A 19,481-nucleotide genomic window follows, 5' to 3' on the forward strand; every position below is an offset into this window, starting at 1 on the left:
TCGCGGCGGGGCGGCCCTTGCTCGGTGTCTCTGACCTGGCTCATGCCAGTTCTGGATGCCGCGAACTAGACCTACCCCGCTCCGAGAAAGGCCGCAATAGCGGCCTTTCTCAAGGAAAGATTCAGTATTTACCGCTCAACAGCGCACCGAACCCCGGAACGGCTGTCGGCAAGCCCAGGCGCTTGAGCATCATGAACGTCGTGGCCACCGAGGAAGACAGTACCGGCAGGCCCACGCGGTCCTCGATGGGCTGCACCGAGGCCAGCGAGGGCATCTGCACGCAGGCCGAGGCGATGACCGCGTCGGCATTGGCCGTGTTCAGGCGCCGCGTGATCTCGATGGGTGCGCGCGCATCCTGGGCGCCCACCTGCAGGTTGTCGGCAATCTCCAGCGAGATGCTGTCCACCACTTCGATGCCTTCGTTCTCTATGTAGTCGATGACCAGCTGCGTCAGCGGCTTCATATAGGGCGCCAGCAGCGCCACCTTCTTCGCGCCGATGGCGTGCAGGCCATCGACCAGGGCGCCGGCGCTGGTGACCACAGGCGCGGGGCCGCCGTTGTCCACGGTGCGCTGGTGCAGGCGCGTCTCGGAGACACGGTGGTAGCCGCGCCCCATGCTCATGATGGCCACCAGGCAGGCATAGCCGAGCACATCGACACGCGCATCCGACAGTTCCAGCGCGCAGCGGTCGCTGTCGCCGTCCATGGCAGCCAGCTCCTCCTTGGTCACATGCTTCATGCGCATGCGGCTGGAGTGAAAGGTGAAACGCTCGGGCGCCAGGGCCTCGCGGGCCCGCAGGATGGCGGGGATCTCGGTCTCCATCGTGGTGTTGGAGCTGGGCACGATCTGCCCGATACGGAAATGGGTTTTGGCTGTCATGTCAATCCATCGTGATGTGGTTGGCCTTGATGACCTTGCCCCAGTGGTCCGTCTCGCGCTGGACCAGGGCGGCCAGCGCCTGCGGGCCGAGGAATCGCGGCTCCACGCCCTGCAGGGCCGCGCGCTTTTGCACGTCAGGCGACTCCAGGGAGGTCTTGAGCGCGTCCGACAGCCTGGCGATGGCGTCGGGCGGTGTGCCCGCAGGCGCGAACAGGCCGACCCAGGCCTCCAGCTCGAAGCCCGGCAGGCCCGCTTCGGCCGTGGTGGGCACATCGGGCAGCATGGGATGGCGCGTCTTGCTGGTCACGGCCAGGGCCCTGAGCTTGCCCGTCTGCACATGGCCCAGCACCGAAGGCGGCGTGGTGATGAACATCTGCACCTGGCCGCCCAGCACGTCCTGGATGGCCGGGCCGGACCCCTTGTAGGGCACATGCGTGATCTGGGTCTGGGTCACCTGGGCGAACACGGCCGTGCCCACGTGCGACAGCGAGCCATTGCCCTGCGACGCATAGTTGACCTTGCCCGGGTTCTTGCGCAGGTAGGCAATGAATTCCTGCAGACTGTTCGCCGGCACCGAAGGATGGACGGCGATCACATTGGTGGCGGCCACGATCAGTCCCACGGGCACCAGCTCGGACTGGGCCCAGGGCAGCTTGGGAAACAGCGCCGGATTGCCCACGTGGTAGGCCGAATACGAAGCCAGCAGCGTGTAGCCGTCCTTGGGTGCCCTGGCCACCATCTGGTAGGCAATGTTGCCGCTGGCCCCGCCCCGGTTGTCCACCACGACCGACTGCCCCAGCAGGCGCGACATCGGATCGGACGCCAGGCGTGCCGCCGTGTCCACCACGCCTCCGGGCGGATTGGGGACCACGAGGGTGATGGACTTGGCTGGAAAGGCCTGGGCCTGGACGGTTCCTGCGCCCAGCAGGGCTGCCGCTGCCAGGCCGGCGGCCTGCAGCACAATGCGTCGATTCATGCTTGTCTCCATGTTCTCTTTGTACCGGCGCATTCTTGCGGGCCTGCTCGCGGTCGAACAGCCGTATCTCGTTGATCCATCCTTCGTCTCTGGTGGAGGATGGGAATGATCAACCTCCACCGCTTCGATCTGCTGACACTGCGCCTGTATGTGGCCGTGGTCGATGCCGGCAGCCTGACGGCCGGCTCGCGCACGCTGGGGCTGTCACTGGCAGCCGCCAGCAAGCGCGTGGCCGAGCTGGAGCAGCACTGCGGCGTGACCCTGCTGGTGCGCAGCAAGCGCGGCGTCACGCCCACGCCCGCCGGCCAGAGCATGTACCACCATGCCGTGGACGTGGTGGCCCGGCTGGAGCATCTGGCCCTGGCCATGGACGACTTTCGCAGCGGCGCCACGGGCCAGTTGCGCCTGTGGGCCAACAACTCGGCGTTCGCAGGCTTTCTGCCGCGGCTGCTGGCCGACTTCATGGCCTCCCACCCAGGTGTCTCGGTGGACCTGGAGGACGCGCTGAGCGAGGAATCCGTGCGGGCCGTGCTCAGCGGCGTGGCCGAACTGGCCATCATTGGCGAGAACACGCCACTGGAAGGGCTGAGCACCCAGGTCTGCGATGTGGACGAACTGGTGCTGGTCATGCCGCGCGGCCATGCGCTGGACACGGACGACGACTCCCCCGTGCCCCTGGCCACCGTGCTGGACCACGACTTCGTGAGCCTGGCCCGCTCCACCTCGCTGATGCGGCGCATTGCGGCCGAGGCCGAGTCCATCAACCGGCCGGTGCGGATCCGCATCCAGGTGCGCAGCTTCGATGCCATGTGCCACATGGTCTCGGTGGGTCTGGGCCTGGCCATCCTGCCGCGCGCGGCCACCGCGCCGCACCTGGCCGCGCGGGCACTGCGGCTGCGCCCGCTGGGGGCGCTCAACACACGGCGCCGGCTGTTGCTGGCCATGCGCTCGCAGGCCACGCTGTCGGGACCGGCCCAGGCCCTGGTGGACATGGTGGCCGCCCGGGCGGCGGCGCTGGGGTTCGCGCAGCCGCAGCGCTGAGCGACGACAGGCTGGCGCCGGCTTACTGGCGCCAGGGCAGGCCGCGCAGGCGCCAGCCGCCGACATGGCCGCGCTGGCCGCTGGCGTCCACATCGCCCTCAAAGCCTTCGAGGATGTTGTAGGCCTCGATGCCCAGTTGCGCTGCGCGCTGGGCAGCGGCCACCGAGCGCACGCCGCTGCGGCACAGCAGGACCACCTTGCCGCCCTCAGGCACGGCGGCGCGCAGCTGGCTGTCGAAATCGGGGTTCATGGCCATGGACGGCCACTGCTTCCAGGCCACGGCCACGGCGCCGGGTACGCGGCCCACCCACTCGCGCTCGGCATCGGTGCGCACGTCCACCAGCGCGGCTTCACCGGATTGCAGCCATTGCCAGGCAAGTTCGGGAGGAATGTCGCCTGCATAGCCCTGTGCGGGCTGGACGGCCAGGGGAATGGCTGCGGGAACGGGAGCGTTTGCGGACATGGATGGGCTTTCTTGATAGGACGCGGTTGTGTGCCCGGCAAGAATAACCGTCCAGCCCGACTGGCGCCGCCTCGCCGGTGCCCGGATCGCCTATTCCCAGGGCGGCAGCAGCCTGTCGCGCAGCACCTGGCGCTGCGCCTCCCAGCCCGGCATCACGCTGGCCACCGTGGCCCAGAAGCGCGGGCTGTGGTCCATGTGGCGCAGGTGGGACAGCTCGTGCACGACCACGTAGTCGATGACCTCGGGCGTGTGCTGCATGAGCCGCCAGTTCAGGCGGATGGCCCCTGCGGTGTTGGCGCTGCCCCAGCGCGTGCGCGCGCTGGTCAGGCGCAGGCTGGTCCATTGCACGCCCAGCAGCGGCGCATGGCGCTGCAGGCTGGCCGTGAACCAGGAGCGGGCCTCGCGCAGCATCCAGGCCTGCACGCAGGCACGCACCTCGGCAGCCGATGCGTCTGGCGCCAGGGGCAGGTGCAGGGACTGGCTGCCGTCGGCCGCCTGTTCGCGGTGGACCTGGCGGGTGCGCAGCGGCTGGGCTTCGCCACCGGTGAGAAGCAGTGCCAGGGGACGCCCCAGATAGTCGATCTCGCCGCCGTGCTCCCACCGGATGCGTGCCGACTGCTGGGCCCGCTGGCGCTGCCCGGCCTCCTGGAGCTTGCGCAGTATCCAGCCCGACTTCGCATCCAGTGCCTGCCCGATGGCCGTCATGCTCACCCATGCGGGCGCGCTGACCACCAGCCCCTGCGTGCCGATGGTGAAGCCTATGGTGCGCCGGCGCGACCGCTGCAACCGATAGTGCAGCACCTGCCCCTGGAGAACCGCCTGCTGGTTGGCTTGCGGATGAACGAAGGAACTGTGCGCGGAGCCGGCGGGCGGGGTGGGTGCAGGTGCAGGTGCAGGTGCAGGCAAAGCCTGCGGCGCTTCGGGTTGAGCGGATCGCTCACGGCGCGGCCTCAGCCCGCCGTCCTGTCTTTCCACGGCGGGCGGCACCAACCAGTCCCAGGAACGCTGTGCCGTGTCCGCCATGCCGACTCCTGCCTCAGGCGCGGTAGGCCTCGGGGTCGAGGCGCTGCATCTCGGATTCGATCCAGTTTTCGACTTCCACCATCAGCTCCTCGTGCTTGCGGCCCACGGAAGGGATGGGCTTGCCGATGGAGACATCGACCACGCCCGGCGTCTTGATGAAGGCCTTGCGCGGCCAGCACTTGGCCGAGGTGACGGCAATGGGCACCACGGGCACGCCGGTCATGATGGCCAGGCGCGTGGCGCCGGTCTTGTACTCGCCGCGTTCGCCGCGCGGGATGCGCGTGCCTTCGGGGAACATGATGACCCAGGTGCCCTGGGCCAGCAGGCGCCGGCCCTGCTCCACGACCTTGTGGAATGCGCGCGACCCGTGCTTTCGGTCGATATGGATCATGTCCATGCTGCCGATGGACCAGCCGAAGAAGGGCACCATGAGCAGTTCCTTCTTGAACACATAGGCCAGCGGGCGCGGCATGATCGCCGGCATGAGGAAGGTTTCGTAGGTGGACTGGTGCTTGACCAGCAGCACCACGCCCTGCTTGGGGTCGGTGGGCAGGTTCTCCATGCCCTGCACGCGGTGGCGCACGCCCATGATCACGCGGGCGCTGTCCACCGACAGCTTGAGCCAGGCGCGCGCCACGGCATAGACGCGGCGCGGCCCGCCGCCCAGCCAGCGCGTGAGCAGCACGGCCAGGGTGTAGGGGATCACGGTGATGCCCATCCAGAGCATGTGGAGGGTGGAGCGGATCAGGGACATGGCGGCAGTGTGGTGCAGAAAGCGGCGCAGCGGCCGGGCGGCTGGCCCGGGCCTTGCGCCCTCAGGAATCGGAATTCACAAAGATAGCATTGTGCGCAGGACAGCAGGCCGGCGGCGCATGGACAAAGCGCCGTTCAGGCGTTCAGGGAGCGGGTGCGGCATCTGCCGGAACCAGCGCATCGGCCAGCGCGGCCAGGCTGGCATGGCGCCGGGTGCCGGCAGGCAATCCGGGCGGAAGTTCGCCGTCCAGAGACACTCCGGCGCTGGCGCCCGTGCAGACCAGGTGCAGGCGTGCGCCCATGGCCGCTCCGGCCTGCAGGTGGGCCACGCAGGAACCTATGACCCACAGCTGCTGCCCCTCGACGCCGAAGCGCTCGGCAATCTGCTCGAACAGCGCCGTGCCGGGCTTGCGGCAATGGCATTCCTCGTCCGGGGCATGGGGGCAGTAGAAAACCGCATCGACGCGCGCGCCTGCCGCCGCCATTTCGCGATGCATGCGCGCGTGCACGGCATTGAGCTCGGTCACGTCGAACAGGCCCCGGCCCAGGCCTGGCTGGTTGGTGGCGACCACCACATGCCAGCCCGCCCGGTTCAGGCGCGCCACGGCTTCCAGCGCACCGCGCTGGGCCTTCCAGGCCTCGGCCGAGCCGATGAACCCCTCTTCACCGATCTGGTTGAGGGTTCCGTCACGGTCCAGGATCGCAATTTTCATGGTCGGGTCCCAAGAATGTCAGAACTCAATTGCGCGCGTCCCAAGACGAGGGACACCGAGGAAGGGCCTAGGCCGGCCGCGCCGCCCCGCACCGAGGGTGTCGTCCCCCTCCCTTGCGAAGCAAGTAGAGAGGCGCCGTGCCACGGGGGGAAGGCGCGAAGCGCCTCAGGGGGTGCTCCATTCACGCCAGTCGCGAAAGGTCCGCCACGCGGTTCATGGCTTCGTGCAACGTGGCCAGCAGGCCCAGGCGGTTGGCCTTGAGCGCCGGGTCTTCGGCGTTGACCATCACATGCTCGAAGAAGGCATCGACCGGGGCGCGCAGCGCGGCCAGAGTCTGCAGGCTGGCCGTGTAGTCGCCGGCAGCAAACTGCTGCTGCGCCTTGGGCGCCACCGATTGCAGGGCTGCGTACAGGTCCTTCTCTGCCACCTCGGCCAGCACGGCCGCGTCGACCTGGGCCTGCACGGCCTGGTCGGCCTTCTTGAGGATGTTGCCCACGCGCTTGTTGGCGGCGGCCAGGGCCGGTGCCTCGGGCAGCTCGCCGAAGGCGCGCACGGCTTCCAGGCGCTTTTGCACGTCGGACAGGCGCTGCGGGCGCAGGGCCAGCACCGAGTCCACTTCCTGGGCCGAGAAACCCTGCTCGCGCAGGTTGCCGGCCAGGCGGTCGTAGATGAAATCGGCCAGCTGGGGCGTGGCGTCCTCGATCTTGTCGCCGAAGGCGGGCAGCACGCTGACCAGCAGGGTTTCCAGGTCCAGCGCCAGGTCCTTCTCGACCAGCATGCGGATCACGCCCAGGGCGTGGCGGCGCAGCGCGAAGGGGTCGCGGTCGCCCGTGGGCAGGTTGCCGATGCCGAACATGCCGACCAGGGTTTCCAGCTTGTCGGCCAGGGCCACGACCACGCCGGCGTTGCCGCGCGGCAGTTCGTCGCCCGCAAAGCGGGGCTTGTAGTGGTCCTCGATGGCATCGGCCACGGCCACGTCCAGGCCGTCGTTGAGCGCGTAGTAGCGGCCCATGGTGCCCTGCAGTTCGGGAAACTCGCCCACCATGTCGGTCACGAGGTCGGTCTTGGCCAGTTGCGCGGCCAGGTCGGCCTGCTGGGCCAGGCCCGTGTCGCCCAGCTGGCGGGCAATGCTCTTGGCGATGGAGCGCACGCGCTCCACGCGCTCGCCCTGGGTGCCGAGCTTGTTGTGGTAGACCACCTTGCCCAGCCCGTCCACGCGCGAGGCCAGGGTCTTCTTGCGGTCCTGGTCGAAGAAGAACTTGGCGTCGGCCAGACGCGGGCGCACCACGCGTTCGTTGCCGCCGATGACGGCGCTGGCATCCTGGGGGCTGATGTTGCTGACCACCAGGAACTGGTGGGTCAGCTTGCCGGCGGCGTCCAGCAGCGGGAAGTACTTCTGGTTGGCCTTCATGGTGAGGATCAGGCATTCCTGCGGCACGTCGAGGAATTCCTTCTCGAACTCGCAGACCAGCACATTGGGGCGCTCGACCAGGGCCGTGACTTCGTCCAGCAGGGCCTCGTCCTCGATGGGACGGACACCGCCGCCCACGCGCTCGGCAGCGGCCTGCAGCTGGCGCGCGATCTCGGCACGGCGCTCGGCGAAGCTGGCGATGACGGCGCCTTCCTCGCGCAGCTGCGCGGCGTAGTCATCGGCGGAGCGGATGACCACGGGATCGACCGCCGCCTCGAAGCGGTGGCCATGCGTGGCCGTGCCGGCCGTCAGGCCCAGGGCCTTGACGCCGATCAGCACCTCGGTGCCGTGCAGCACCACCAGGCCGTGGGCCGGGCGCACGAAATGGACGCTGCTCCAGCCGTCGGCCAGTTGGTAGCGCATGACCTTGGGGATGGGCAGCCGGGCAATGGCTTCGTCCAGCGCCTTTTGCACGCCGTCGGCCAGCATCACGCCGCGCACGGTGGAGGCGTGGAACAGGGCTTCGGCCTTGCCTTCGCCCTGGCGGGTCAGGCTGGCAACGGCTTCTTCGCCGGCGCCCAGGGCGGCCAGCTTCTTGATCAGTGCGGGCGTGGGCTTGCCGTCGGCGTCCAGGCCCACGGAGACGGGCATGAGCTTTTGCGACACGGCCTTGTCCTCGGCCTGGGGCAGCACTTCGGTGATGTGGGCGGCCAGGCGGCGCGGCGAGGCATAGGCCGTCAGGCGCGCTTCGCTGGAGGCCAGCAGGCCCTGGGCCTTGAGCTGCTCGAACAGCACGCCGGCAAAGGCGTCGCCCAGCTTTTGCAGCGCCTTCGGGGGCAGCTCTTCGACAAACAGTTCAACAAGAAGATTCGATGCGTTCATGGTCTGGTGTTCTCTCGGTGCAGCGGTGTCCGCCTCAGGCGGCCTTCTTGCCCTGTTGTTCGGCGGCCTTGGCCAGCTCGGCCAGCACTTCGTCGGCATGGGCCTTGGGCGCCATGGGGAAGCCCAGGCGCGCACGGCTGTCCATATAGGCCTTGGCCACGGCGCGGGCCAGGTTGCGGATGCGGCCGATGTAGGCGGCACGCTCCGTCACGCTGATGGCGCCGCGCGCATCGAGCAGGTTGAAGGTGTGGGCGGCCTTGAGCACCTGCTCGTAGGCCGGCAGCGCCAGCTGTTCGCCGATCAGGTGGTTGGCCTGCTTTTCGTGGGCGCTGAAGGCGGTGAACAGGAAGTCGGCGTCCGAGTGCTCGAAGTTGTAGGTGGACTGCTCCACCTCGTTCTGGTGGTAGACGTCGCCGTAGCTCAGGCCGTCGGTCCAGGTCAGGTTGTAGACGTTGTCCACGCCCTGCAGGTACATGGCCAGGCGCTCCAGGCCATAGGTGATCTCGCCGGTGGCGGGCTTGCAGTCGATGCCGCCGACCTGCTGGAAGTAGGTGAACTGGGTCACCTCCATGCCGTTGAGCCAGACTTCCCAGCCCAGGCCCCAGGCGCCCAGCGTGGGGTTTTCCCAGTCGTCCTCGACAAAGCGGATGTCGTTCTTCTTGAGATCGAAGCCCAGGGCCTCGAGCGAGCCCAGGTACAGCTCCAGGATGTTGTCGGGCGCGGGCTTGAGCACGACCTGGAACTGGTAGTAGTGCTGCAGGCGGTTGGGGTTGTCGCCGTAGCGGCCGTCCTTGGGGCGGCGGCTGGGCTGCACGTAGGCGGCCTTCCAGGGCTCGGGGCCCAGGGCGCGCAGGAAGGTCGCGGTATGCGAGGTGCCCGCGCCCACTTCCATGTCATAGGGCTGGAGCAGCGCGCAGCCCTGGTCGGCCCAGTAGGACTGCAGCTTGAGGATGATTTGTTGGAAAGTGAGCATGACTTGTTTCAGGCGTCGCACGCAGGCCGGGGCCGCGCCGGTGAATGAGAGGCGGCTCGCGCCGCGCAAACGACGATTTTAAGGCGCCGCCCGGCCCTGCGCCGTGGCGCGGGCCTGCGGCCCCACGGCAGACGCTCCACAGGGCGATCTGCATCAAAAAACGGAGCAGGCGACACATGCCGGCAAAGGCCGTGGCGCGCGAAGCCCCGAAAGCCCGCCTTGCACGACGCATCCGGATCATTTTTTGACAATTCACCGGGGCAGCGGCCGGTGGCCGTTCTCCCCGCCGCCATGCACGCCGCCTAGAATGGCCCATTGACCTTTTTTGTCGTGGACCACCACCGTTTCGGAGCCTGCCATGAACCTGATGAACATCATCACCAAGCAACTGATAGAGATCATCGAGTGGACCGATGACTCGCGCGACACGCTCTCCTACCGCTGGCCCGACGACGACAAGGAAATCAAGAACGGCGCCCAGCTCATCGTGCGCGAGTCGCAGCAGGTGCAGTTCGTCTCGGCCGGCCAGTACGCCGACCTGTTCAGCCCCGGCAAGCACACGCTGACCACGCAGAACATTCCCATCCTGTCCACCATCCAGGGCTGGAAGTACGGCTTCAACTCGCCGTTCAAGTGCGATGTCTACTTCATCAACACGCGGCTGTTCACGGGCAACAAGTGGGGCACCTCCAACCCCGTGATGGTGCGCGACCAGGACTTCGGCGCCGTGCGCCTGCGCGCCTTCGGCACCTATGACTTCCGCATCGTCGAGCCGGCCAAGTTCCTCAAGGAAGTGGCGGGCACGGACCAGAACTTCCGCATCGACGAGTTCGCCGACACCATGCGCTCGCGCATCATCAGCGTGTTCACCGAGTCGCTGGCCAAGGCCCGGGTGCCCGTGCTGGACGTGGCCCAGCGCTATGGCGAGCTGGGCGATGCGCTGCTGCCGCTGATCAACCCGGCCATGACGGACAAGTACGGCCTGGAGATCACCAGCTTCGTGCTGGAGAACGTGTCCGTGCCGCCCGAGGTGGAGCAGGCCATCGACAAGCGCTCCAGCATGACGGCCATCGGCAACCTCAACGACTACGTCAAGTACCAGATGGGCCAGGCCATGACCACGGGCGGCGAAGGCGCTGCCGCAGCCACCCTGCCCGCCACCATGGCCATGGGCTTCGGCATGGCGCAGGAGATGATGAAGAGCATGCAAAACGGCGGCGGCGCCGGCGGCGCACCGGCCGGCCAGGCCTCCGACCCGTTCTCGCCTGCCGCCGCCCAGGCAGCCCAGGCGCCGGCAGCGCCCGCCGCCGGTGGCCTGCAGGTGCTGACCCCGGCGCAGGCGGCCCAGGTGCTGGGTGTGAGCGAGGCCGATGTGCTGGCCGAGATCCAGGCCGGCAACCTCAAGGCGCGCCAGATCGGCAGCCAGTGGCGCATTGCGCAAGCCGCACTCGATGAGTTCCTGCGCGGCTGACATTTCCGTGGTTTGACCCCTTGCGGCGCCAGGCCCTGCCTGGCGCCGCGTCCCGTTTTCCAGGACCGATGCCGTGAGCGCGCCCTCCTCCAGTTCCTCCAGCACCTCGACTTCCCCCGCCTCCGGTTCCTGGGAGGCCGCTGCCGCCGCGCCGGCCATGGTGCGCAAGCACCCCTGCCCCGAATGCGGCGCCAACCTCGAATGGAATGCCCAGGCCCAGGCGCTCAAGTGCCCGTACTGCGGCACCACGGTGCCCTGGAGCGAGGAAACGCGCGAGGAACTGGGCCGCGATGTGGTCGAGCAGGACCTGGCCGAGGCGCTGCGCAACCCCAAGTCCGGCCGGGGCTGGGGCACGGAGGACCGCTACGAGGTCCAGTGCCAGAACTGCCGTGCGATCTCGGTCTTCGTGAACCGCACCGTGGCCCAGCGCTGCGACTTCTGCGGCTCGCCCTCCATCGTGGCCCACGAGGGCCAGGGCGATGCCATCACGCCGCAGAGCATCCTGCCCTTCAAGATCAGCGACGGCCAGATCCGCGACCGCATACGCCAGTGGTACGGCAGCCGCTGGTTCGCGCCCAACCGCCTGAAATCCGCCGCGCTGACCGACACGCTGCACGGCGTCTACCTGCCCTACTGGACCTTCGACGCCCACGCCAGCGCCGACTGGCAGGCCGAGGCGGGCTTCTACTACTACACCACCGAGTCCTACCGCGACAGCAACGGCAACGTGCAGACGCGCCAGGTGCGCCATGTGCGCTGGGAGCCGGCCTCGGGCAGCCTCGCCCATTTCTTCGACGACGAGCTGGTGCCCGGCACCGTGGGCGTGCACGCCAACCTGCTGCGCCAGGTGGAGCCCTTCCCCACCACCACCGACCTCAAGCCCTACACGCCCGAGTTCGTGCGCGGCTGGACGGTGGAGCGCTACCAGATCGACCTGGGCAAGGCCGCCCAGGTCAACGTGCAGGACATGGACGAGCAGCTGCGCGCCCTGTGCGCGCGCCAGGTGCCCGGCGACACCTACCGCAACCTGCAGATGCAGCGCGAGTACCAGGGCCGCACCTTCAAGCACATCCTCGTGCCGGTCTGGCTGGTGGGCTACACCTACGGCAGCAGGACCTTTCAGATCATCGCCAACGGCTACACGGGCCAGATCGCGGGCGAGCGCCCCTACAGCGCCCTCAAGATCACGCTGGCCGTGCTGGCCACGATCATGGTGCTGGCGCTGCTGTGGGTGATGTTCGGACAGTAGGCCAGCTGCCGCTCACCACGCGCTCCAGACCTCTTCGGCAAGCCCGAAGGCGGTGCTCGCGCCGGAACCTCCGGTGACCGCCACCACGCGCGTGGCCTCGTCGGGCGCATGCACCACGCAGGGCGCGTCCTGCGCACTCGGGTAGACGCCAACCCAGCGCTCTACCACCTGCGCATCGCGCAGGTGCAGGGCCTCGTTCATGTGGCGCAGCATCAGCCGGTCCACGGCTTCGCTGGCAAAGGGCGGGGGCGCTGCGCCGTAGTGGTGGGAGTCGCCCACCACCAGGCTGCCGTCGGCGCTTTGCACGGCGATCAGGTGGATGCCGTGGGCCAGGCTCTCGCCCTCCTCCCGCTCCAGCTCGGCGCGCAGCGCGGCGGCTTCGGGCAGGGCGCTGTAGCCCTCGTATCTGACCATGCTCAGGTCCCCCATGACCGAGCCCTTGAGCTGCAAGCCCGGCTGCGGCCGCACGCGCAGCATCTGCAGCTGGCACAGCTGGATGCGGTGCGGCGCCCACAGGCCGGCGAACAGGCCACCCGGGTCGGCGTTGTTGCAGACCACCACGCGTTCGCCGTGGTAGCTGGCGCGGGCGCTGCGCACCCGGGGTGCCGCCACCTCGAGCACGGCCTCGCCAAAGCGGAAATCCACGCCCATGGCCTGCTCCAGCCACTGCGCCAACCTGGCAATGGCTGTGCGCGACTCCACGCGCAGCTCATGCGGGCTGTAGAGCACGGCGCTGAGGTCTTCGGTGCGCAGTGCCGGGTGGCGTTCGGCGGCCTGGGCCGGCGTGAGCAGCTCGCAGCGCTCGCCCATGGAGGTGCTCAGAAAGGCGTGGAGCACGGCCTCGGCGCTGGCCCGGCGCGCCGTCAGCCACAGGCCGCGGTGCACGACCTCGATGCCGGCCTGCGGCGCGATCTCGGCCCAGGTATCGCGCGAACGCATGGCCCGCTGCCAGTGGGCGCCCGCCTGCTGCCCCGTGACAGTGACAAAGCCGAAATTGCGGATGGAGGCGGAGATGCAGGCTGCATCGCGCTCGATGACGAGCACGCTGCGGCCACGGCGCGCAGCCGCATAGGCGTGGGCCAGGCCGACAATGCCGGCCCCCACCACGATCAGGTCGTAGTTCTTCATGGGAGAAAACAGAGGAGAGGGAAAGGAAAAAAGTCAGCGCTGGCGCCAGCGCTGCGTACGCCGCTGCACCCAGGCATCCAGCGCCGCGATCAGCAGCCGGCCCGCAGCGGCCGTGGCAAAGATCAGCGTGGCCATGGCGGCGGCCGGCGCGGTGTCGCCCGCGTCGTCCATGGCCAGCACGGCCACCGAGGCCAGCGTGGTCTCGGGCGAGTACAGGAACACCACGGCCGACACCGTGGTCATGGCGTTGACGAAGAAATAGCCGGCCACCTGCATGACCACGGGCAGGCATACCGGCAGGTGCACGCGCCACAGCAGCGTCCAGAAGGCCACGCCCATGGAATCGGCCACGCGCTCGTACTCGGCATCGAGCTGCTGCAGCGCGGCCAGTTGCGTGATGTGCGCCACCGAGAAGAAATGCGCCACCGAACACAGCACCAGGATGGCCATGCTGCCGTACAGGAAGTGCAGCGGATTGCCCTGGGCATTGAAGAACAGGATGTAGCCCAGGCCCAGCGCCAGCCCCGGCACGGCCATGGGCAGCGTGGCCACGGCATGCAGCCACTGGCGCGTGCGCGCCCAGCGCACGGGCTTGGCCACCAGGTAGGCGGTCACAAAGCTCAGCACCGCGCCCAGCACGGCCGTGGCCAGCGCCATGGACAGCGAGTTGCCATAGCTGGCCCAGCCGCCGCCGTCCATCATGTCGAAGCGGTAGTTCTTGAATGTCAGCGTGAGGTTGTACGGCCAGTAGCTGACCAGGGAGGCCAGCACGGCCGTGCCCATGACGGCCAGCAGCGCCAGCGCCACCAGCGCGCAGTAGGCGAACAGCGCGCGGTCCAGCGGCGCATGGGGCTGGGGCACCAGCGGCACGGAGCGCACGCCCATGGTGGCCGCCTGGCGCGCGCGCAGATGGCGCTCGGCCGCAAAGGCCAGGCCGGCCGGCACCAGCAGCAGCATGGCCACCACCGCACCCATGGACAGGTTTTGCTGGCCGATGACCTGCTTGTAGATGTCGGTGGCCAGCATGGCCGTGTTGCCGCCAATGACCTTGGGCACGCCGAAGTCGGTCACCACGAGCACGAAAACCACGATCCACGAAATCATCAGCCCGTAGCGGCTGGCCGGCAGCGTGACCTGGCGGAAGCTGCGCCAGCGGCTGGCGCCCAGCGTGGCGGCCGCCTCGTACAGGCGCGCATCGCCCGAGGCCAGCGTGGTGCACAGAATCATCAGCGCATGCGGAAAGGTCCAGAGCACCGAGCCCACGATGATGCCGAAGGGCCCGTAGGCCGAGCCCCCCTGCAGCCAGCCCTTGAGCAGGCCCTGGCTGCCGAACAGGTAGATCAGGCTGATGGCCATGAGCAGCGAGGGCGCCAGCAGCGGCACCAGGGCCAGCGCGCGGAACCAGCGCGCCAGCGGCATGCAGCTGCGCACCACGCCATAGGCGTAGGCATAGGCCAGCAGCACGCAGACCGTGCTGCTCACGGCCGACAGCCACAGGCTGTTGAACAGCGATTGCGTCACGCCCGGCATGCGCGCATAGGTGATGAACTGGGCCAGGCCCGTGAAGCGGCCCGTGTCGTCCCAGAAACTCCTGCCCAGCAGGCTAGCCACCGGCAGGGCGATGGTGGCCAGCAGCCAGGCCAGTGCGCCCAGCACCAGGGCGCCCAGCCACCAGCGCTCCCAGCCTGCGCTGCGCCCCTGCGGACGCACGGGCCCTGCAGGCGCGCTGCGGCGGGCGCAAGCGAAGCGGTCCACCGGCACCGGCACCGGCACCGGCACGGAAACGGCCGTGTCCATGGGATGCGCGCTCATGCGGCCTTCCTCGCATCGGGCGCCGCCAACGGCTGCAGCGCAGCGGCGGGCAACTCCATCAGCACCTCGCCCTGCAGCCAGTCGGGCAGGCCCACGTCGTGGCGCAGGGGCCACTGGGCGTCAACCTGGCACTGCAGCGTGGGGCTGTACAGGCGCACCAGGGCCATCGATCCGAGGAAGGAGGTCTCCACCACGCGGGCGCGCAACAGGTTGGGCAACGCCGTGGGCTGGGCCGGGTGCAGCACCACGCTTTCCGGACGCACGCCGACCAGCAGCGCGTCGCCACGCTCGAAGCCGGCCAGCGCACAGCGCAGGCTGGCTTCGCCGATGCGCACCTGGTCCGCCCCCTCGGCCGTGGCCGGCAGCAGGTTCATGCGGCCCACGAAACCGGCCGCGAACTGGCTCACGGGCTGGGCATAGAGCTGCTCGGGCGAACCCTGCTGCTCGATGCGGCCCTGGTGCATGAGCACCACGCGGTCGGCCATGGACAAGGCCTCTTCCTGGTCGTGCGTGACCATGATGGAGGCGATGCCCAGCTGGCGCTGCAGCTGGCGGATCTCGCTGCGCAGCTCGGTGCGCACCTGGGCATCGAGCGCGGACAGCGGCTCGTCGAGCAGCAGCAGGCGCGGCCGGGGCGCCAGCGCGCGGGCCAGTGCCACGCGCTGCTGCTGGCCGCCCGACAGCTGGGCCGGGTAGCGCTGGGCCTGCGCGCCCAGACCCACCAGGGACAGCATCTCGGCCACGCGCTCGCGCGCCTGCGCCGCAGGCTGCCCGTTCAGCCCGAAGGCCACGTTCTGCGCGGCCGTGAGATTGGGAAACAGCGCATAGCTCTGGAACACCACGCCGAAGCCACGGCGTGCGGCCGGCCAGCGCGTGATGTCATCGCCCTGGAACAGCACCCTGCCCTCGTCAGGCATGTCGATGCCGCAGACGATGCGCAGCAGCGTGGTCTTGCCGCAGCCCGAAGGGCCGAGCAGGCTGACGAACTCGCCCGCCTCCACGTTCAGGTCAATGCCGCGCAGCACCTGCTGCTCGCGGTAGCGCTTGGCGATATGGTCTATGCGCAGCATGGCGTGGCTCCGGCTTACTTTTTCTCTGCCTTGGCTTCGTAGCGGCGGCTCCACTCGGCCAGGATGCGCTCGCGGTTGGCCGCGGCCCAATCGAAGTCGTTCTTCGCCAGCCGCTTTTCGAGATCGGCAGGAATGAACTCCAGCTTTTCCTGCGCCTCGGGCAAGGCCAGCACGGCGAAGTTGGCGGCGTAGAGCTTGTTGGCCTCGGGCGTGACGGCCCAGTCGGCCAGGGCCTTGGCGGCTTCCTGCTTCTTGCTGGTCTTGAGGATGGCCGTGGCCTCCACATCCCAGCCCAGGCCTTCCCGAGGGAAAACGATGTCGATGGGCGCACCGTCCTTCTTGGTCTTGCTGGCGCGGTACTCGAAGCTCAGGCCCACGGGAAACTCGCCGGCCCCCGCCTGGCGGCAGGGCTTGGAGCCGCTGTGCGTGTACACGCCCATGTTCTGGTGCAGGGCGTCCATGTAGGCCCAGCCCTTGTCCTCGCCCATGATCTGCAGCCAGGCCGCGACCATCAGGTAGCCCGTGCCGCTGGAGGCCGGGTGGGGCATGGTGATCGTGCCCTTGAACTCGGGCCTGACCAGGTCGGCCCAGCTGGCGGGCACCGGCAGCTTGCGCTTGCCGGCCTCCACGGTGTTGAAGCAGATGGCCGAGGACCACAGGTCCATGCCCACCCAGGTCGGCTGGGCGCGCGGATCGCGCATGTTGGCTCGCACCTTGTCCAGGCCCTTGGGCGCGTAGGGCTGGAGCATGCCCTGCTTGTCCAGCAGCATCAGCGAGGTGGCGGCCACGCCCCAGATCACGTCGGCCTGGGGATTGGCCTTTTCGGCCAGCAGGCGGGCCGTGATGATGCCCGTGCTGTCACGCACGAACTTGAGTTCGATCTCGGGATGGGCCTTCTCGAAGCCGCTCTTGTAGGCCTTGATCTGGTCAGCCTCCAGGGCGCTGTAGACCAGCAGCTCGGTCTTGGCCGCATGGGCCAGGGGTGCGAAGGAGGCGACGGTCAGCACCGCAGAGGCAATGGCAAGGCGGCGGCCCAGGGAGGCAAGGGTGTGGCGCATGGCGTGTCAGTTCCGTTGTGGGTTCGTGGACAGGCGGCAGGGTCGCCACCTCTGACACCCACTGTAGAAAGCGCAGGTGAAACGTCCGTGTCACACAACGGAAATTTGGCGAAGCGGGTATTGGCGGATTTGGGTGCCCTCCGCCCCGCGGCGCCCCCGCCCCGCTCCCGCCTTCTTCAGCGGCGCGGCTTTACCCTGCCCGGGCGCTCAGCCTGGGCCGTCTGCGGCTGCAGCGCATCCAGCAGCCGGTCCTGCAGGCGCGCGCGGTGGGCAAGGTTCTGATCCAGCCTGGCGGCCAGCGCGTCGATGTGCTCGCGCATCAACTGCTCGGCGCGCGCCATGTCGCCGGCCGCCAGCGCATCGACGATGGCCTCGTGGTCGGCATTGGAGTGCTGGGCCTCGGTCTGCGACTGGTACAGCGCAGACACCAGGGTGGTGCGCGCCGACAGGTCGGCCATCATGGCCGTGAGAAAGCGGTTGCCCAGTTGCTCGGCCAGGCAGACGTGGAAGTCGGCCAGCAGCACGCTGCGCTGGCCGGCGTTGTCGGCCTCGGCGATGGCGCCGCGCTCCTGGGCCACATGCTCGCGCAGCGTGCGTATGGCCGCCTGCAGCGGCCGGCCCGCGTCGCGCAGCATGCCGGACTCCAGCACGCGGCGCGCGGCATAGGTTTCCTGGGCTTCCTCGAACGAGGGCTCGACCACGTACCAGCCCTGGCGCGAGCGCACCTCGACGAAGCCGCGCGCCTGCAGCTGCATCAGCGCCTCGCGCACCATGGTGCGGCTCACACCGAAGACCTCGGCCAGTTCCTTTTCGCCCAGGCGTTCGCCAGGGCGCAGCTTGCGCTCGACGATGGAGCGCATCACGCGCTCGGCAATCAAGGCCGGCCCGGTGGCCGGCGCATCCTGCGGCTCGGACATGGCGGCCTCCTCAGGCTGCGGCCGGAATGCGGCGCGGGCGCAGCGTGGCCATCACCCAGTACACGCTGCCGCCGATCAGCACGCCGAAGAACCAGCCGTAGGTGCCCCACCAGACCGGCAGCAGGCTGGTGAAGTTGGGCAGGATGGTGGAGAACACGCTGCCGATGCCGGTGGCGATCAGCGCGTTGACGTTCCAGCCGCCCTCGTAGCGGTACTCGCCATGTTCGTCATACAGCGCGGCCACGTTGATGTTGCCCTTGGCCACCAGGTAGTAGTCCACCAGGATGATGCCCAGCAGCGGCCCCATGGTGGCGCCGATGGCGTTCACGAAGTGGGCAGCGCCGCCCTCCCATGGTGCAAAGGGGTAGAGAGCCAGGGCGATCAGCGCGGCGATGTATCCGCCGCGCTTGAAGTCGATGCGCTTGGGAAACACGTTGGAAATATCGAAGGCCGCCGAGACGAAGTTGGCCACCACGTTGATGCCCAGCGTGGCCACGGCAAAGGTGACGGCGGCCAGCAGGGCCAGCACCCAGCTGTCGAACTTGGCCGAGATCTGCTCGGGGTGCAGCAGCACCTCGCCATAGACCTTGAAGGCCGCAATCGTGGTGATGCCGGCCACCAGCGAGAAAGCGATCAGATTCACGGGCAGGCCCCAGAGGTTGCCCTTGGCCACCGCCTCCTTGTTCTTCGCATAGCGCGAGAAATCGCAGAAGTTCAGGTACAGCGCCGCAAAGTAGGTGATCCAGGTCGCGCCCACGGCCATCAGCGCCCAGAAGCTGCCCGGCGCGCCGCTCACCCCCGCATCCTTGGTCTTGTCCAGCAGCACATCCATGGGAATGCCGTGGTCGAAACTGAAGCCGCCGGCCTTCACGCACAGGCCGATGGCCAGCACCAGCATGGCGATCCACACGGCAGGCCCTGCCCAGTCCTGGAATCGCCGCACGGTCTCCATGCCCCTTTGGATGATCAGCAGCTGCAAGGCCCAGATGACCACGTAGCAGATCACCTCCAGACCCGAATGGCCCAGCCAGTGCGTGGTCTGGTGGAAGGACAGCAACGCCTCATTGCGCACCAGCAGCGCCACCATGGCGCCCGAGGCCGCCGCCGTCTGCGCCCCGTACCAGAAGCAGGCCACGATGGCTCGCACCAGGGCAGCCAGATTCGCGCCCCATACCCCGAAGGACGCGCGCGCCAGCACCGGATAGGGCACGCCGGTCTTCTCGCCCGCATAGCCCACCAGGTTCATCAAGAAGAAGATGACCAGGGAGCTGATGCCGATGGCGATCAGAAAATTGACGAAGCTGCCGCACAGCAGAAACAGGCTGGCCGCTAGGTAGTAGCCCCAGAGGCTGTGCACGTCCGAAGTCCAGACGTTGAAAATGCTGAAGGCGCCCCAGCGGCGGTCCTTGGTGGGCGCCAGGTCTTCGTTGTAAAGACCCGGCGAGGGATTGCGAATATCCATTGCTGCGCTCCTTGATCACGAGCAATCACTGACACAAGACCAGCCGAGACCCATGAATCAGCTGGCACACAAACTGGCACGCAAACTGGTATGCAAGAAGTGTGCCTTCAGGCGCAGGAGTTGTTTCCAGGGACATACCCGGCCACGCCGGCCCTGCGCATCACGGCGCCATGTTGAAATGGCGCCAGGCATTCCTGAC

Annotated in this window: 17 protein-coding genes; 3 read left to right on the forward strand and 14 right to left on the reverse strand. The window is 68.4% G+C overall.

The window, feature by feature from the left end; translation table 11 throughout:
* Positions 1-121: 121 nt before the first annotated feature.
* On the reverse strand, positions 122-880 hold the full coding sequence (locus tag ACRSCF_RS26545; RefSeq protein ID WP_016446470.1) for a maleate cis-trans isomerase family protein: 759 nt from the start codon (positions 878-880) through the stop codon (positions 122-124).
* A 1-nt stretch (position 881) separates the two neighbouring features.
* A complete protein-coding gene (locus ACRSCF_RS26550) occupies positions 882-1,856 on the reverse strand; it encodes a Bug family tripartite tricarboxylate transporter substrate binding protein (protein WP_016446471.1) in 975 nt (324 codons plus the stop codon).
* Between the two features lie 105 nt (positions 1,857-1,961).
* On the opposite strand from ACRSCF_RS26550, the gene ACRSCF_RS26555 reads away from it, so the two are divergent.
* On the forward strand, positions 1,962-2,897 hold the full coding sequence (locus ACRSCF_RS26555) for a LysR family transcriptional regulator (protein ID WP_016451833.1): 936 nt from the start codon (positions 1,962-1,964) through the stop codon (positions 2,895-2,897).
* A gap of 22 nt (positions 2,898-2,919) precedes the next feature.
* Here ACRSCF_RS26555 and ACRSCF_RS26560 read toward each other — a convergent pair whose 3' ends face one another.
* From ACRSCF_RS26560 to glyQ, 6 genes are all read right to left on the reverse strand, one after another.
* Positions 2,920-3,360, reverse strand: a complete 441-nt coding sequence (locus tag ACRSCF_RS26560; protein ID WP_016446472.1) for a rhodanese-like domain-containing protein — start codon at positions 3,358-3,360, stop codon at positions 2,920-2,922.
* Positions 3,361-3,450: 90 nt separating this feature from the next.
* Positions 3,451-4,383, reverse strand: a complete 933-nt coding sequence (locus ACRSCF_RS26565; RefSeq protein ID WP_070080677.1) for a M48 family metallopeptidase — start codon at positions 4,381-4,383, stop codon at positions 3,451-3,453.
* 13 nt (positions 4,384-4,396) lie between these two features.
* Positions 4,397-5,137, reverse strand: coding sequence for a lysophospholipid acyltransferase family protein (locus tag ACRSCF_RS26570; RefSeq protein WP_016446474.1), 741 nt, complete (start codon positions 5,135-5,137; stop codon positions 4,397-4,399).
* A 142-nt stretch (positions 5,138-5,279) separates the two neighbouring features.
* A complete protein-coding gene (locus ACRSCF_RS26575) occupies positions 5,280-5,849 on the reverse strand; it encodes a D-glycero-alpha-D-manno-heptose-1,7-bisphosphate 7-phosphatase (protein WP_016446475.1) in 570 nt (189 codons plus the stop codon).
* 181 nt (positions 5,850-6,030) lie between these two features.
* Entirely contained in the window at positions 6,031-8,142 is a 2,112-nt protein-coding gene (gene glyS / locus ACRSCF_RS26580) for a glycine--tRNA ligase subunit beta (RefSeq protein WP_034365101.1), read from the reverse strand.
* A gap of 34 nt (positions 8,143-8,176) precedes the next feature.
* A complete protein-coding gene (gene glyQ, locus ACRSCF_RS26585; RefSeq protein ID WP_016446477.1) occupies positions 8,177-9,115 on the reverse strand; it encodes a glycine--tRNA ligase subunit alpha in 939 nt (312 codons plus the stop codon).
* Between the two features lie 358 nt (positions 9,116-9,473).
* Between glyQ and ACRSCF_RS26590 the strand changes: the two genes are divergently transcribed.
* Positions 9,474-10,586, forward strand: coding sequence for an SPFH and helix-turn-helix domain-containing protein (locus tag ACRSCF_RS26590; RefSeq protein ID WP_034365129.1), 1,113 nt, complete (start codon positions 9,474-9,476; stop codon positions 10,584-10,586).
* A 73-nt stretch (positions 10,587-10,659) separates the two neighbouring features.
* Positions 10,660-11,835 carry a zinc ribbon domain-containing protein gene (locus tag ACRSCF_RS26595; RefSeq protein WP_034365104.1) on the forward strand — a complete coding sequence of 392 codons (1,176 nt, stop codon included), beginning with the start codon at positions 10,660-10,662 and terminating at the stop codon, positions 11,833-11,835.
* Positions 11,836-11,847: 12 nt separating this feature from the next.
* Here ACRSCF_RS26595 and ACRSCF_RS26600 read toward each other — a convergent pair whose 3' ends face one another.
* The 6 genes from ACRSCF_RS26600 to ACRSCF_RS26625 all read right to left on the reverse strand — a co-directional run bounded on the left by ACRSCF_RS26600 (position 11,848) and on the right by ACRSCF_RS26625 (position 19,282).
* Positions 11,848-12,963: a TIGR03364 family FAD-dependent oxidoreductase gene (locus ACRSCF_RS26600; RefSeq protein WP_046985768.1), complete on the reverse strand. Its 1,116-nt coding sequence runs from the start codon at positions 12,961-12,963 to the stop codon at positions 11,848-11,850.
* 33 nt (positions 12,964-12,996) lie between these two features.
* Positions 12,997-14,775, reverse strand: coding sequence for a putative 2-aminoethylphosphonate ABC transporter permease subunit (locus ACRSCF_RS26605; protein ID WP_046985769.1), 1,779 nt, complete (start codon positions 14,773-14,775; stop codon positions 12,997-12,999).
* The gene (locus tag ACRSCF_RS26610) at positions 14,772-15,845 is read right to left on the reverse strand and encodes an ABC transporter ATP-binding protein (protein WP_016446482.1); all 1,074 of its coding nucleotides are present in this window, start codon (positions 15,843-15,845) and stop codon (positions 14,772-14,774) included. The genes ACRSCF_RS26605 and ACRSCF_RS26610 overlap by 4 nt, the downstream gene beginning before the upstream one ends.
* A gap of 14 nt (positions 15,846-15,859) precedes the next feature.
* Positions 15,860-16,903 (reverse strand): putative 2-aminoethylphosphonate ABC transporter substrate-binding protein, encoded by a 1,044-nt coding sequence (locus ACRSCF_RS26615; RefSeq protein WP_016451841.1) that lies wholly within the window; start codon positions 16,901-16,903, stop codon positions 15,860-15,862.
* Between the two features lie 176 nt (positions 16,904-17,079).
* Complete coding sequence (locus ACRSCF_RS26620; protein WP_016446484.1) at positions 17,080-17,820, reverse strand: GntR family transcriptional regulator; 741 nt, start codon at positions 17,818-17,820, stop codon at positions 17,080-17,082.
* 10 nt (positions 17,821-17,830) lie between these two features.
* Positions 17,831-19,282 (reverse strand): NCS1 family nucleobase:cation symporter-1, encoded by a 1,452-nt coding sequence (locus ACRSCF_RS26625; protein ID WP_016446485.1) that lies wholly within the window; start codon positions 19,280-19,282, stop codon positions 17,831-17,833.
* Positions 19,283-19,481: the final 199 nt, after the last annotated feature.

This window comes from Delftia sp. 11MD, from assembly GCF_050907895.1.
Classification (GTDB): domain Bacteria; phylum Pseudomonadota; class Gammaproteobacteria; order Burkholderiales; family Burkholderiaceae_C; genus Comamonas; species Comamonas tsuruhatensis.